Origin of the sequence: Chroococcidiopsis sp. CCALA 051 (genome assembly GCF_003015105.1) — a bacterium.
Taxonomy (GTDB): domain Bacteria; phylum Cyanobacteriota; class Cyanobacteriia; order Cyanobacteriales; family Chroococcidiopsidaceae; genus Chroococcidiopsis; species Chroococcidiopsis thermalis.
Window position 1 is genome coordinate 25,045 of the sequence record NZ_PYCI01000033.1, and the last position, 15,708, is coordinate 40,752.

The following is a 15,708-nucleotide window of genomic DNA, read 5'->3' on the forward strand; positions in this document are numbered from 1 at the left end:
TCCAAAAAATCTCCGTTATCAAGAGGAGTTGGGGGGATCTTCTGTAGCGTTGTTTTAAAAAAATGTTATCATTTGACATTTATCATTTGCGATTTGTCAGATCGTTTTGGTGGTGAACTAGAAGGTATTTGCTGTCGCTAGCGATCGACAACCAACTACCAACTACCAATTACCAATTACCATTATCAATTTTTTACTACAATAAACTAGGTAACAGTGCATCTGTACTGTTATTTCTAGATCGAGGGTGTGGTGCAGTAGCCTAAATGATTCCAGTCCAACTTATACTCAAAAACTTCCTCAGTTATCGCGAGACAACTCTCGATTTTAGCGGGTTACATATTGCCTGTATATGTGGCTCGAATGGCGCGGGTAAATCGTCTCTACTCGAAGCGATTACCTGGGCGGTTTGGGGTCAGAGTCGTGCTGTAGCGGAAGATGATATCATTCATGCCGGAGCAAAAGAAGTACGGGTTGATTTTCTGTTTCACAGCGATCGCCACAAATATCGCGTGATTCGTACCCGTTACCGAGGACAAAGCAGTTCCCTAGAGTTTCAAGTCGAAACCCCACAAGGCTTTCGCTCGCTAACTGAAAAGGGAGTCCGAGCCACTCAGTCATTAATTTTAGAACACGTTAAGCTGGACTACGAAACATTTATTAACTCAGCGTATTTGCGTCAGGGACGAGCTGATGAATTCATGCTCAAGCGCCCCAACGAACGTAAAGAAATTTTGGCGGAGTTACTCAAACTGCATCGTTATGACGAACTGGAGGAACGGGCAAAAGATCTGTCGAAATCTTTTCGCGCTCAAGCCGATCAATTAGAACAGGCTTTGCAATCGCTTGCCACCCAACTACAACAACAAGAAGCGATCGCCACTCATCTAGCAGAAATTGAAGCTCAAGTCAACCAGTTGCAGCAGGAACAAGCTTTTGATGACATTCAACTCAAAAGCTTACAAGTCATTCGCAGCCAACAACAAAACTGGGAACAACAATTAAGTTTCCTCAAACAGCAGTCTCAAAATCTAACGGTGGATCGCGATCGCCTCCAACAAGAGCATTTAGCGATCGAGTCTCAACTGGCAGCTGTAGCAGAGATTTTAAATCGAGAGCCGGAAATTCAAGCCGGATACCAACACTATCAAGATCTTTTAGGGCAGGAAGAAGAATTCAGCACTAAATTTCAGGAATACAGCCACGCCCAACAACAGCACACTCGATTACAGCAACAACTCGTACAGCAAGTCAACGAACTTCAGCGCCAATTACAACGTGCTGAAGGTCAACTAGTCATCTTACAACAGCAAGAACAGGAAACCCAACAAGCTCTGAGCAAATCGGCGGAAGTAGAAGCAGGAGTCTTACAACTCGCCGCCGCCCGCGATCGCTTGGCAAATTTAGATCGGCTGCAACTCCAAGTTTCTCCTTTGATCCAGCGGCGTAATACCCTGCAAGCTCAAATTGATAAAGTCCAAGCGCGGTTAACTGCCAAACTAGAAGAACTGGAAACGCAACAAATTACCTTGAGCCAGCAGCAATCGACTCAGTCACAGCTACAACAAACTGCGACAGACGTAGCAGTCCAAATCGAGCAGCTAGAGAAAGATAAAGTCTATATCGAACGGGTACGGGAAAAAGGACAGGAACGCCGCCATTTTTTAGAACGCCTGCAAGAGCAACAACGAGAATTTGAAAAGCAATTAGGAGAAGTCGAGCAAAAAATTCAGATGCTCTCCGTACCAGATGCGGTGTGTCCCTTGTGTGAGCGTCCTTTGGACGAACATCATTGGAATCGCGTCGTAGACAAAACTAAAGAACAGAAAAGGGATACTGAAGAACAATTTATAGTTGTCCGAGAACAGTTGGTAGTCACGGAAACTGAAATTCAAGAACTGCGACGACGATATCGGGAAGTCGCGCAGAAACTCACCCAATACGATGCTTTACGAGAGCAACGGGGACAAGTCATCGCGCAACTATCTGCTAGCGATGAGTTGCAAAGTCGCTTAGAACAAATTGCAGCAGAAAAACAACACCTAGAGCGATCGCTAGCTCAGGGAGACTACGCTGCCGATTTACAAACAGAATTAAATCAACTCAATTCCCAACTTCAGCAACTCAACTACAGCGAAGAAAGCCATGCTTTGGCGCGGAGTGAGGTCGATAAATTGCGATGGGCAGAAGTGCGACAGGCACAAATTAAAGATGCTCAAAAGCGACAGGCACAAATTATCGCCCGACAGCCGGAAATGAGAACGCAAATTGACGATTTGTCTCAGCAAATCGAGCAATACCAAGTTGAGTCTGAATGTGCCAAACAAATAGCCGCGATCGCTCGTCGCATTGACGAAATCGGTTACGATCCGGATCGACACAGCACCCTAAGAACGGCAATTCGACAAGCCCAAGTGTGGCAATTGAGCTATCAACAACTACTCTCAGCTCAAGAACAGTATCCTCAACTAGAGCAGCGATCGCGCGATCTAGCTGAAGCCGTACAAGCCAGAACCGCCGAACGCCAAGTTCTTGCCGTTCAGATTGAAGAAGTGATTCATAAATTAGAACAGTCTCCCAATACCACAACTGAAATTCAAACTCTAGAATCACAATTGGCGTTTCGTCGCCGCCAACTCGACGATCGCCTCAGTCAGTTAGGACGCTTGCAGCAGCAATCTCAGCAATTAGCCGCGATGCAAGCTCAGCAGGAACAACAGCAGCAACAACTCCAAGTTGCTCGTCGGCAACAGCGAGTTTATCAAGAATTAGGGCAGGCGTTTGGCAAAAACGGCATTCAAGCGCTGATGATTGAAAATCTGTTACCTCAACTCGAAGCCGAAACCAACCAATTGTTAGCGCGGCTGTCTGCCAACCAGTTACACGTCCAATTTATTACCCAAAAAACCGGACGTAGCGGACGCGCAGCGAAAAAAAATGCCAAAACGATCGATACCTTAGATATTCTAATTGCCGATGCACGGGGAACTAGACCTTACGAAACCTACTCTGGCGGCGAGGCATTTCGGATCAATTTTGCCATTAGACTAGCCCTGGCGAGATTGTTAGCCCAAAGAGCAGGAGCATCTTTACAATTATTGATTGTTGATGAGGGGTTTGGCACGCAAGACCAAGAAGGATGCGATCGCCTAATTGCCGCCGTCAACGCGATCGCTGCTGACTTTTCCTGCATCCTCGCAGTGACGCACATGCCCTATTTCAAAGAAGCTTTCCAAGCCCGCATCGAAGTCGTCAAGACTCAAAATGGTTCGCAGTTAAGTTTGTCTATGTAAGGGAGCAGGGGAAAGAGAGCTGAGGGAGCTGAGGGAGCGCAAGATTGCTGAGGGAGAAAAACAACCATCAACTAACAACCAACAACTAATCATAATCTACGGTTATTTTATCGGGATACGTTGCTTTAAATTAGAGTGTCTGATAAGATAATGCTCATAGCGAGTCAGCTGTAGCACATCTAATTTGTACCATGCAGTTAGCTAAACTTGAGCGTGTTGTAGCTTTCAGCCTTTTGCCTTTTAACTTTTGACTTTTTTACTACCATCAGCTTATGAGCAGGCTAGGACAATTACAAGACTGGGTAGCAAGTACTGATGAAACTATCGGTAAAAACGCGATCGGCAATGCCTATTTGAGTCAGCAACAGCAACGCGAACCGATGTTTTACTATTTTGCTTACGGCTCTTGTATGTGTCCGGTAGATTTAAAGCGATCGCTCGGTGAAAAAACTCACGTATATGCGATCGGTCCTGCGACTCTCAAAGGCTACAGGTTAGGCTTCTACTCCTATTCTCCGTTGCGAAACTCTGGTGTATTGGATGTTGTCCCCGATAAAACAGCTAGCGTGGAAGGGGTATTGTACATGCTACCAAAACGCCTGAGCCAAGCCCTCGATCGCCGTGAGGGAGTCGCTGAAAATTGGTATCGTCACGAAAGAATCAGCGTCCACAGCCGAGAACGTATCTACAAAGGCGTGAGGACATACGTTGTCGTGAATAAACTAGCAACAGAAATGCCCCCTAACGACTGGTATTTTGATGTAGTCCTTAGAGGTGCAGTAACTTGCGGCTTGTCAGAAAAATATTGCTGGCAATTGTTCGATCGCATGTACCAGTTGCAAAGGCAAGTGGTAATGGGTAATTGGTAATGGGTAATGGGCAATTCGCGCCTTTTCGCGCCTTTTCGCGCCATGAGCGCAATTCAGATTAATTAATCACTCTCTACTGCTCCCTGCTCCCTGCTCCCTGCTCCCTTTGTTCACTGTTAACTGGTCACTGAAAACTGATAACTGTTAACTGGTTTGCCTGTCTCAATTGGCAAAGATGGATCGCGAGACCATTCATTCCAAGAAGCAAAATAGTTTCTCACATTTTTAATTCCCGCTTCTTGAAGGGCGATTAAGGTGTTGGAGGCGCGAGAACCTTTGAAACAGTAGACATACACCGTTGATTCTGGAGTAATGCCCACCTTCTCACACATTGCTAAAACTTCTTCTTTGGAACGGAGTGTAGGAATTTCAGTATTGGGAACCATGAAGTCATACCACTCAATCCAAACCGCACCGGGAATTCTACCTTTGCGGGGACAGAAATCTACGCCATAAGGAGAAGAACTGTCACCCATCCACTCATCGCGATCGCGCACGTCTAACTTGATAATGGCTGGGTTGTCCAAAGATTGCAACATCTGTTCTGTAGTCACCATAATTGCCGGATCGATGTCCATCACAAACGTTGTTGGTTCTGGTGTAGGAACTTCCGCAGTTGTCGGTAACCCCATCTTCAACCAAGCTTGATAACCGCCATGCAATACGGATACTTGCTGACACCCAAAATACTTCAGTAGAAAGTATCCTCGACAAGATTGTCCAAAGCCTTTATTCATCGCCTCTTCGTAGATGACAATCTTTTCTCTACCTGAAATACCAGCTACGCCTAAAAGTTTGGTAAATTCCGCGTGCAGGCTATTCAATCCTTCAGGTGTAGAGGCAGCTAAATAAGTAAAAATCTCGCGAATATTGACTGCGCCAGGAATATGGGCAATTGCGTACTCTTCTGGAGCGCGAGTGTCAACGATCGCTATTGACTCCTGCTGCACTAAAGTCGCAAGTTCTTCTGGGGAAATCAGCGGTTTCATTGTTTTGCCTTATTCCTATTTGATTTGGACAATCTTACGGACTTACGGACTCACTCTGAAGCATCACAGTCAGGTGAAATGGGCAAGCGGGGCTATAAAAGACAGCACCCGCACCCAGTAACTAATGCATTCCACCAAGACTGGTGCTATTAAATAGAACGTTCTATCCACTAACTAGTATTAAGGTAGCTAGCACAAATAAAAAGTGTCTCGCTATACCAGTTGACTTATATCTTTAGGAATAGGCATTCGTTTTACGTAGAACAAAAGAAAGTTCGGTATAAATGTTTTTCCGTGAATTTTAAATATAAATAACTAGTATAGGAGCTTACAGCCACTCCAGCAAAAAATTTTGTATAAAAAGTTTCCCAATCGAGAGAATTTAGACGAAGAGTACAAGAGATATTATGAATGCAAGCAAAAAGTTTAAGTAACAGTTATCAGTTGTCAGTGACTAGTGGCTAGTGATTAGTGACTAGAAAAGAGTCTAGCCACTAGCCACTCACCATCAACCGATCGCTCATAATTATTTCTTATTGTTCAAATCGGCAGGATTGATATTTATTAAAGGTATACTACTGTTACCGCTCATAACTGTAGGGAAACGCCCATCCCATTTTTCAATCGCTTGTTTTTGCAGTATTTCTGGGGTTAAAGTAAGTCGCTGCAATCTTTGCGCTTCTGCTTGTCCTTTAGCACGGTTGACTTCTGCTTGTGCTTCTTTTGTGGCTTTTAAGGCAACAAAATCTGCTTGCTTGGCTTCCTGTTCGGCAATTTGTTTTGACTCAATAGCTTTGCTAAACTCTGGCGAGAAGGAAAAATTCACTAGAGAAACGTCGTCTACCATGACTCCATAATCTCCCAGACGAGATTTTAGAGCATCGTCAATTTCTGCTTTTAAGTCTGTTCTTTTGGTAATAATTTCTTCCGCAGTTTTTTTTGCAGTTGCCGCTTTGAGAACTTCAGAGACGGCTGGAGTAACGATCCCGTCAACAATTTGTTCTTCATCTCCGACTCGTTGAAAAATCTTATTGACCTGTGTAGGATCGATGTGCCAGTTAACAGCTAGTTCTGTGGTGACTTTTTGCAAGTCCTTAGAAGCAGCATCAGCATTAAAACTGCTTTTCTGAACGCGCACGCTCAAAGTTTTAACTGTGGTGACAAAAGGTACGATCGCATGTAATCCTTCATCCAGAATTCCCTCTTGAACTTTGCCAAATTGCATCATTACGCCTCTTTGCCCTACATTAACGATCGCAAAAGGACGAAAGATGAATGCAACAATTAATAGAACGATCCCGCCAGCAAAGGGCAAACTTGTTTTAAGATAGTCGCTGTTTCTCATAAAATTAGTGGCTAGTGGCTAGTGGCTAGTGGTTAGGTGAAAAGTCAAGTCACTGTCTACTTGTTCATTCAGTTATTCAATACCAATTATTCATTACTAATTCGTACTGTTTGGTTTTAATTGTATTAAGCGCTCAAATAATAGAATTTGGGGAAAATTGCTAAAAATCTTAAGATAAGCATCTTCCTGAGTTATTGATAACTGGTTGCTGATAACTGATAACTTTGTAGAGATGTTACATATAACGTCTCTACACTGATAAGTGATAACTGACAACTGATTCATGAAAATTAACCAACGCCATACTTGGACTTTAACTACAGCAGAAGCGATCGCAATTCAAGAAAAATTACGAGGTGAAATTATTACTACAGATAAAATTCCGACACCAGTACAGTATGTTGCAGGTGTAGATATGGGTTTTGAGGCAAATGGTACGATAAGTCGAGCTGCGGTTGCCGTGCTAAGTTTTCCCAGTCTGCAATTGCAAGAAACAGCGATCGCGCGTCGTCCGACAAGTTTTCCCTATATCCCAGGATTTTTATCATTTCGGGAAGTTCCAGCCGTTCTCGATGCCTTGGAAAAAATTAACACTACGCCCGATATAATTTTGTGTGACGGTCAGGGAATTGCTCATCCGCGCCGATTTGGAATTGCTTGTCATTTAGGGTTAATTGTGGATATACCAACTATAGGCGTGGCAAAGTCTTTACTGATTGGCAAACATCAAGAAGTCCCAGAAGAACGAGGTAGTTGGCAACCGTTAACCGATAAAGGGGAAACTATTGGTGCAGTACTCAGAACCAGAACTGGAACAAAACCACTGTATATTTCTAGTGGACATCGAGTCAGCTTAGCCACTGCGATCGATTATGTTTTGCAATGTACGCCAAAATATCGTCTGCCAGAAACTACGCGCATTGCAGATAAATTAGCTTCGTCAAAGTGAAAATAAGGCAGAGGGCAGATGACAGGAGTAAAAAGAAGACTTATTTTATGTTTAACTGCGATCGCTGACTCGGTAAGAATATGGATGCTCTGCTGCTGGATAAGATCGACTAATGCTAGGTACACTGCTAGACGGGCGCTACAGCATTATTAGTCAATTGGGACGCGGCTACTATGGGGAAACCTACCTCGCTGAAGACCTGCGCAGAATGAAAAGACAGTGCGTGGTGAAACGGTTGAAACCCGCAAGCAACGATCCAAACACATTACGAGAAGCAAAACTATTATTTGATTCTGAAGCTAGAGTTTTAGAAAGTTTGGGAAGAAGACACGAGAAAACTCCAGACTTACTCGATTATTTTATTGAAAACGAAGAATTTTATTTAGTACAGGAACTCGTTGAAGGTTATCCCTTAAGTACGTTGCTGGCAGACGGTCAGCAGCTACCAGAAGCAGAGGTATTCAATCTACTTGTAGATGTACTAGAAATTTTGAATTTTGTCCACCAGAGTCAAGTCATTCATCGAGATATTAAACCTAGTAATATCATTCGACGACACAAAGACGGGAGATCGATCTTAATTGACTTTGGGGCAGTCAAGCAAGTTAATACTCAGATAGTTGTTGGAAACGGACAAGTTACTTTCACGCGCGCGATCGGCACACCGGGATATATGCCCATCGAACAAGCTAGAGGCAGACCGCGTTATGCTAGCGATATATATGCGCTGGGAATGTCGGCAATCCAAGCCTTGACTGGAGTTGCGCCGAGCGAATTAAGCGAAGATGCAGATGGGGAAGTTATCTGGCGCGATCGCGCCCAAGTTTCACCTCACCTAGCAGCAATTTTAGACAAGATGGTGCGTTTCCAAATAAGCGATCGCTACCAATCGGCAGACAAAGTACTATACGACTTACAACAACTTCAACGCTTTAGTTCTACTCCTACCCGCAGGCGAACTCTGCCACCAATTAGATTACATCCGCGCAATCTCAGCGCTTTAGTTGCAGGTGGTACAACTCTTCTACTTTTTTTGCTTGTAACTCAAATCTATGCATACAGTCGATTTGGAGTATTTCCAGCCGATGTATTTGCGGTGATGCGGAGTTTACCGAGCAGCTTACTATTAGAAAGATCGGCAAGTGGGCGCTCAGTTGATGCTCACCGCGCTCCTCTAAGTCTAAACGCACCAATTTTTACTAACTATAATTGTGTCACTTTCAGCCCAGACGGACAAACGTTTGCTACTGGTAGCGGTGATGGGTCAATTAAGATTTGGAATTTTAACACGGGTAAACTACAGCGTCTTTTAACTGGACATTCAGGTCACGTCCATTCTCTGACTATGAGTCCTGATGGAGAAATTCTTGCTAGTGGGAGTGGCGATCGCACGATCAAGTTGTGGAATCCTCGCACGGGTAAACTGATCCAAACTCTCAGTGGCGGATTAAACCACGTTAATTCAGTGGCGATCGCGACCGATGGACAAACTCTGGCAAGTGGGAGCAATGACGGAATTGTCAAGCTGTGGAATTTGAATACAGGTCAATTGCGGCGTAACCTCAACGGACATTCCGGCGATGTCAATGCTGTTGCCATCAGCCGCGATGGACAAATTCTTGCCACTGGTAGCAGCGACGAGACGATTAAGTTGTGGGATCTGAATACAGGCAAATTAATTCGGACTCTCAGTGGTGCTGGAAATGTGTTTTCCCTAGCTACGAGCAACAACGGACAAATTGCTAGTAGCAGTAGTGATGGGATAATTAAGCTGTGGAATCTGAATACGGGTCAGCTCGTTCGGACTTTGAGCAGCGATCGCAGCGTAGTCACTTCTGTGGCGATCGATCCCGATGGTAAAACACTGGCAAGTAACAGTAGCGATCGCGTTGTCAAGCTGTGGAATCTGGAGACAGGCAAGTTACGCCACACCTTAATCGGCTACGTGACAGGAAATGCAGAATATTTTAATGCTGTCGCCTTCAGTCCCAATGGACAAACATTAGTCAGCGGGACTGGGAATAGTACAATCGATGTTTGGCGCGTACCGTAGCAGTAGCCGATCCCCCAACCCCCTTAAAAAGGGGACTATCAATTCCCCCCTTCAAAAGGGGGGTTAGGGGGATCGAGCAACCCCCTTAAAAAGGGGACTATCAATTCCCCCCTTCAAAAGGGGGGCTAGGGGGGATCGAGATCTCAATTTTCAAGCGCGTAACTCCAAAATCTAAAATCCAAAATTCAAAATTAGTTGACACTACAGAGATGATTAAAAGATCATCGTAGGGGCATCTGCTGCTGGAGGAAGTTATGCACGCAGTCATTCTCGTTTTAATTGAAGTGCTGATCGTCATAGCACTCTCGCGGATTGTGGGAATGGGATGCCGCTGGATCAAGCAACCGCTGGTCATAGGTGAAATCATCGCGGGAATTATGCTTGGTCCCTCGCTATTTGGTTTAATTGCCCCAGATCTTGCCGCAGCATTGTTTCCCTCTGAAACACTTCCTTACTTAAACGTGCTGTCTCAGATCGGACTGATTTTTTTCATGTTTTTGATTGGCTTAGAGCTAAATCCTAAATACTTAAGCGGACAGTTAGATATAGCAATTCTTACTTCTCACGTCAGTATTTTAGTGCCTTTTTCTTTAGGGACGCTCTCAGCTATCATTCTTTATCCCTTGGTATCTGATGGGAGTGTTTCCTTTACTGCCTTTGCTTTGTTCTTAGGCGCAGCGATGTCAATTACTGCTTTTCCCGTCTTAGCGCGGATTATTACCGAAAATAACTTGCAGCGATCGCGTTTGGGAACTTTAGCACTGACGTGCGCTGCAGTAGATGATGTCACGGCTTGGTGCGTTTTGGCAGTGGCGATCGCAGTTGCAAAAGAGGGTGATTTTGTCAAGGCTATCCCGACAATTATTGCCGCGATCGTCTACATAGGCTTGATGGTGACAGCAGGGCGCTGGTGTTTACGGTATCTTGCCAAACTCTTTCATCGTACTGGACGTTTGACGCAATTTCTCTTAGCTTGCATTTACATGGGAGTGGTAATCTCTGCTTTAATTACCGAAGTCATTGGTATCCACTTGATTTTTGGGGCGTTCTTAGTCGGTGCAGTCATGCCCAAAGATCACGATCTGGTGCGGGAGATTGCCCAAAAGACAGAAGACTTCGTTTTAATCTTTTTACTCCCCGTCTTTTTTGCCTACAGCGGGATCAGAACCCAAATTGGCTTGCTCAATCGCCCGGAATTGTGGCTGTTGTGTTTATTAGTTTTGGTAGTGGCGATCGCCGGAAAGTACATCGGTACTTATGTAGCGGCGCGTGTCAGTGGCATCGATAAACGAGAAGCATCAGCCTTGGGTTGGTTAATGAATACCCGTGGCTTGACAGAGTTGATCGTCCTCAACATTGGTTTGAGCTTAGGTGTCATCTCGCCTTTACTGTTTACCATGCTGGTGATTATGGCATTGGTGACAACGTTTATGACCTCACCACTGCTGGAATGGACGTATCCGAAGCGACTGATTAAATTAGATTTGGTAGAACCAGAACCACCACAAGCAGGTGATATAGAGCCTGTAACTCCGGCGTATAGAATTTTAGTCCCAGTCGCAAATCCCAGTACTCAACAAGGACTGTTGCAATTAGCAGCAGCGATCGCTGGCGGGCGATCGGCTGCTGCGATCGTCCATCCGCTCAGTTTGATCGAAATCGAAGAAGACTACGCTTTCCAAAGCACGCCAGAAGCCGCTGACAGGTTAATTCAAGAGCGCTATCAACAGCTAGAAGAATTAATTCAAACTCTAGAACCACCGTCAATTCGTTCTCTGATTCATCCCATCGTTCGCGTCAGCAACGACGTTGCTAGAGCGACAACCGAGATTGCCAAACTTGACAGCATTAGTTTAATTGTCGTCGGTTGGCATCGTCCGGCTTTTAGCAACAATCGTTTAGGTGGACGTGTCGGTCAAATTCTCAGCGTTGCTCCAGTAGACGTAGCCGTATACATCGATCGCGGCAAACAAAACTTAGAATCGCTGTTAGTGCCTTATGTTGGCAATATTCACGATGACCTAGCGTTAGTCATCGCCCTGCGCCTGCTAGCGAATTGCGACACGGCATGTTTGTCAGTGCTGCAAGCAACACCAGCGCCAAGCGAGTTCAGTAACGAGTTACGCAACATCATGCAACAACTGCCGCAGAAAGTGCGCGATCGCATTTCTATAATCCAACCAAAAGAAACTTCTGAACCGATTCTCGCAGTCGTAGAAGCATCAGCCCGTGTCGATTTAACCATAGTTGGCATGAGTCGCGCTTGGGGAATTGAACGACAAACTCTAGGCAGGTACACAGATGAATTAGCAATCCAGTGTCAATCTTCCTTGCTAATTGCCCGTCGCCACAGTCAAGTCAGTTCTCACCTTGATGTTATTAGTGGTTAGTGACTGGTGGCTAGTGACTAGATAAAAATTCGGTGACTAGCTATTCATAAATAACAAATGACCAATGACGAATGACAAGTAACAATGAAAAACCATTTCAATCTCAAATCTTTAGCTTTTTACGGTGTTGCAATTAGTTCGGTTTTACTATTATTTAAAGTTGTTTCTGCCTATGGGGAGGCTAATCTTAAAGCACAAACATCAATTCAAGGGCGTTATCTGTTGTCTCTCGACCAAAATTTACCTGATTGTTTGGAGTTATCAAACTTGGTGTTAGACATACAGCAATCTGGTATTTACTTAAACGGGTCTTTATTGTTAGCAGAGAGTAGTTCGCATAAGGCTAGGGTTGGAGAAAAAAGACCGACTCTCACAGGAAAACTAAGCGATCGCACCTTGCAATTAACTGGTAATGTCCCTTTAGCGACAATCTGTCGCCGACCTGTAGCAGCAGTTGTAAATGCGATCGCAATTTCTAGTCAGTTTCAGTCAGAAATGATAGTAGGTAAACTCGGTATAGGTACGACAGCTAGAGAAATTGCTTTTACTGCTAAACGACTAGAATCTGGTGAATCAAATAGTCGGGAGTCAGGAGTCGGGAGTCGGGAGTAGGGGAGCTTCAGGTGCAGATGAGATGAAACAACTTCTGCTTTTAACTTTTAACTTTTGACTTTTAACTTTTGATTTCTACTACAATAAGGGCAGAATCAAACAAGGACTCAACGATGGATATTGAAACTTTGAAAGCAAGAATTGTGTTAGTTGAAGAAAAACGCGAATCATTGTTGCGCTTGTTAGAACAACCTAACTTAGGTACGCTCAGAATAGATGTCAATCAAGCTTTAGAAGAAATGGACGACTTACTTGATGAATTTAAGCGCACTTTTCCTGACAACGCGACTAACTAATCTATTATTTGCCCCCCTTCTAAACAAAAAGCACCGGAAGCCGATTTCTAGAATCGCTTTCCAGTGCTAACAAATCTTCTTTCCCGCTACGAACTCATCTTGTTCAAACCATTGTTTACGAGCGATTTATTTCTTGTTGTTGTTTTAATTCTTTAATGATGTTGATTAATTCTGGAGTAGCGATGTCTTTCTTGCAGATTGCATCAAAGCAGGCAATTGCTTGACGGTCGTGGAGTTTTGGATCTTCTACAGAAGAATAGGCGATAATTTGAGTTTCTGGCTGAATATCTTTAATCTTGGCAGCAGCACTCCAACCATCCATAACTGGCATTTGCAAGTCAAGCACAATCGCATCTGGATGAAAGCGCTGCGTCATTTCAACAGCTTCTTTGCCGTTACTGGCTAATCCTACTAGTTCTAAATTTTCCTGGTGAGCGATCGCTAGCTTCAGAGTGAGACGAGTAAGTTCGTGATCGTCTACAACCAAGACTCTGACAATGGAAGGTTCGCAAGATAACATCAGCATTTTAAACCGAATAAGATTACCAGGACGGACAATCGTAAACTATTGATTTTCACAGTATATTTTTGTTCAAGGTAAAACTACCTCTGCCCTACGATGGAATGTAGGAAGGACTGTTAATAGTTGTTGATTGTGAGTAAGAGACAAGGGAGACAAGGAAGACAAGGAAGACGATTCAATTCATAATTAAACCACGCATCATGCACCACTCATACCTAGTCACTGGTTGTCCCAGGGTTGAGAGCCATTTCCATAAATATCTTCTGAGAACTCGATTGGGGTGTATTAGCGGCAGGACGGCGCTGAATGTAACGTCCATCAGACTGTAAGTCCCAAGCTTGGCGATTATCGGCAAGCATGACTCCGAGAATTTCTTGTAAATCTTTGGCAAGATGGCGATCGTCAATTGGGGTGACAGCCTCAACCCTGCGATCGAGATTGCGTGGCATCCAATCAGCACTGCCGATATAAATCTCTTCTTCCCCATTGTTGTGGAAATAGAAAATACGGGAGTGTTCTAAAAAGCGCCCAACGATACTTATAACACGAATATTCTCGCTTACTTCCTTAAGTCCGGGTAGCAAACAGCACATTCCTCGGATAATTAGATCGATTTGCACGCCAGCGCGAGAGGCTTCGTAGAGGGTAGCAATAATTTGCGGATCGACCAAAGCATTCATTTTCGCTACAATTCGACCACTACCACCATTGCGACAACACTCAGTTTCGCGCTGAATTAAAGCCACCATGCGATCGCGCAAATTAACTGGTGCAACCAATAGCTTGCGATATGATTGTTGGCGCGAATATCCAGTCAAGTAATTAAATAAGTCTGTCAGATCGGCTCCCAATTCCTCCCGACAGCTAAAGAGTCCCATGTCAGTATAAATTCTGGCTGTTTTGGGATTATAATTACCCGTGCCGATATGGACGTAACGTCGGATGCGATCTGTTTCCCGCCGCACGACCATAACGATTTTCGAGTGGGTTTTCAGTCCGACAACGCCATAGACTACGTGAACTCCAGCTTTTTCTAACCGTCGCGCCCAGTAAATGTTATTCTCTTCGTCAAACCGCGCTTTGAGTTCCATTAACACTGCGACTTGTTTACCGTTTTCAGCGGCGGCGATCAAAGCGTTAAGAATGGGGGAATCGCCAGAGGTGCGATACAGCGTCATTTTAATCGCTAAAACATCCGGGTCGTGAGCGGCACTGCTAATAAACCGCAGTACGGTGGAGGAAAAAGAATGATATGGGTGGTGAACTAAAGCATCCTTTTCTCGAATCAGGCTGAAAAAATCAGTTCCTTCTTCAGTATCTGCTAAAGCAGGATTGAGGCGTTGCAAGCGTGGAGGAACGACGGATTTCCAAGGTGGATCTTTCAGTTCTGGTAGCGGTAATGCCATAAATGACATTAAATCTCCTAGTCCCAATATGCCATCAATTTCATAAACTGCCCTTTCTTCTAAATCGAGTTCTCGTAAGAGTCTATTACGTACTAGGTCTGGCATTTGAGAGTGAATTTCGAGCCTAACTGCCGATCCACCAATACGGCGCTTGCGCAGTTCTTGTTCGATCGCCAATAATAAATCGTCGGCTTCGTCTTCTTCCAGTTCTATGTCAGCGTCGCGGGTAATCCGAAACAGGTGATATTCTAAAATATTCATCCCTGGAAACAAGGATTCTAAGTTATGGGCGATCGCTTGTTCTAGAGGTACTCCCGTCCAATGCGCGGGTTTGTCATGGTGTTGTACCCGCAGTTCTTCTGGAAGCGGTAAAAATCGCGGTAAGACTTTTGGCACTTTCACCCGTGCAAATAATTCTTCTTCCGTCACTGGATTTTTCATGACTACAGCTAAATTCAAGCTGAGATTAGAAATGTGGGGAAAGGGGTGACTCGGATCTACAGCTAGGGGGGTGAGGACGGGAAATATTTGTTCGTCAAAGTAATGTTCCAGGTACGTCCGCTGTTCCTGGTTCAAGTCCATGTAGTCTAAAATATAAATTCCTTCTCGCGCTAAAGCGGGTCTGAGGACTTGCTCGAAATGACGGTGTTGTTGCGATACCAAGGGACGCAGGCGTTGAGCAATTGCTTCTAGCTGTTCTTCTGGGGTGCGTCCGTCTGGACTGAGTTTGCTGACTTTAGCCGCTAGTTGCTGGCGTAAAGCTGCTACACGCACCATAAAGAATTCATCCAAGTTAGAGCTGAAGATTGCTAAGAACTTCAATCGTTCTAGTAAAGGCGATCGCGGGTCGCACGCTTCATGTAAAACTCTATTATTAAACTCTAACCAGCTCAACTCGCGATTGAAGTAGTATTGCGGATCTGTGAAATTAATTTCAGTAGCAATTTCTTGTGTAGTGGTTGTTTTTTTAGTTCTAGGCATAG

At 44.5% G+C, this 15,708-nt stretch carries 11 protein-coding genes; 7 read left to right on the plus strand and 4 right to left on the minus strand.

Annotated features, from left to right (window positions below):
- Positions 1–266: 266 nt before the first annotated feature.
- Both sbcC and C7Y66_RS10425 read left to right on the plus strand, forming a co-directional pair.
- Positions 267–3,293, plus strand: coding sequence for an exonuclease subunit SbcC (sbcC, locus tag C7Y66_RS10420; RefSeq protein WP_106545523.1), 3,027 nt, complete (start codon positions 267–269; stop codon positions 3,291–3,293).
- Between the two features lie 272 nt (positions 3,294–3,565).
- Entirely contained in the window at positions 3,566–4,162 is a 597-nt protein-coding gene (locus tag C7Y66_RS10425; RefSeq protein ID WP_106545524.1) for a gamma-glutamylcyclotransferase, read from the plus strand.
- 116 nt (positions 4,163–4,278) lie between these two features.
- Here the strand turns inward: C7Y66_RS10425 and C7Y66_RS10430 are convergent, their stop codons facing one another.
- Positions 4,279–5,151 (minus strand): sulfurtransferase, encoded by an 873-nt coding sequence (locus C7Y66_RS10430; RefSeq protein ID WP_015154620.1) that lies wholly within the window; start codon positions 5,149–5,151, stop codon positions 4,279–4,281.
- 526 nt (positions 5,152–5,677) lie between these two features.
- A complete protein-coding gene (locus tag C7Y66_RS10435) occupies positions 5,678–6,496 on the minus strand; it encodes a prohibitin family protein (RefSeq protein WP_106545525.1) in 819 nt (272 codons plus the stop codon).
- Positions 6,497–6,779: 283 nt separating this feature from the next.
- Here C7Y66_RS10435 and nfi point away from each other — a divergent pair, with 283 nt between their 5' ends.
- The 5 genes from nfi to C7Y66_RS10460 all read left to right on the plus strand — a co-directional run bounded on the left by nfi (position 6,780) and on the right by C7Y66_RS10460 (position 12,796).
- Complete coding sequence (gene nfi, locus C7Y66_RS10440; protein ID WP_106545526.1) at positions 6,780–7,445, plus strand: deoxyribonuclease V; 666 nt, start codon at positions 6,780–6,782, stop codon at positions 7,443–7,445.
- Positions 7,446–7,557: 112 nt separating this feature from the next.
- The gene (locus C7Y66_RS10445) at positions 7,558–9,498 is read left to right on the plus strand and encodes a serine/threonine-protein kinase (RefSeq protein WP_106545527.1); all 1,941 of its coding nucleotides are present in this window, start codon (positions 7,558–7,560) and stop codon (positions 9,496–9,498) included.
- A gap of 254 nt (positions 9,499–9,752) precedes the next feature.
- The gene (locus C7Y66_RS10450) at positions 9,753–11,888 is read left to right on the plus strand and encodes a cation:proton antiporter (protein WP_106545528.1); all 2,136 of its coding nucleotides are present in this window, start codon (positions 9,753–9,755) and stop codon (positions 11,886–11,888) included.
- 84 nt (positions 11,889–11,972) lie between these two features.
- Positions 11,973–12,500 (plus strand): hypothetical protein, encoded by a 528-nt coding sequence (locus tag C7Y66_RS10455; RefSeq protein ID WP_106545529.1) that lies wholly within the window; start codon positions 11,973–11,975, stop codon positions 12,498–12,500.
- A gap of 113 nt (positions 12,501–12,613) precedes the next feature.
- A complete protein-coding gene (locus tag C7Y66_RS10460; RefSeq protein WP_015154755.1) occupies positions 12,614–12,796 on the plus strand; it encodes a hypothetical protein in 183 nt (60 codons plus the stop codon).
- 115 nt (positions 12,797–12,911) lie between these two features.
- Here C7Y66_RS10460 and C7Y66_RS10465 read toward each other — a convergent pair whose 3' ends face one another.
- Positions 12,912–13,322, minus strand: a complete 411-nt coding sequence (locus C7Y66_RS10465) for a response regulator transcription factor (RefSeq protein WP_015154756.1) — start codon at positions 13,320–13,322, stop codon at positions 12,912–12,914.
- Positions 13,323–13,534: 212 nt separating this feature from the next.
- Positions 13,535–15,706, minus strand: a complete 2,172-nt coding sequence (ppk1, locus tag C7Y66_RS10470; RefSeq protein ID WP_106545530.1) for a polyphosphate kinase 1 — start codon at positions 15,704–15,706, stop codon at positions 13,535–13,537.
- Positions 15,707–15,708: the final 2 nt, after the last annotated feature.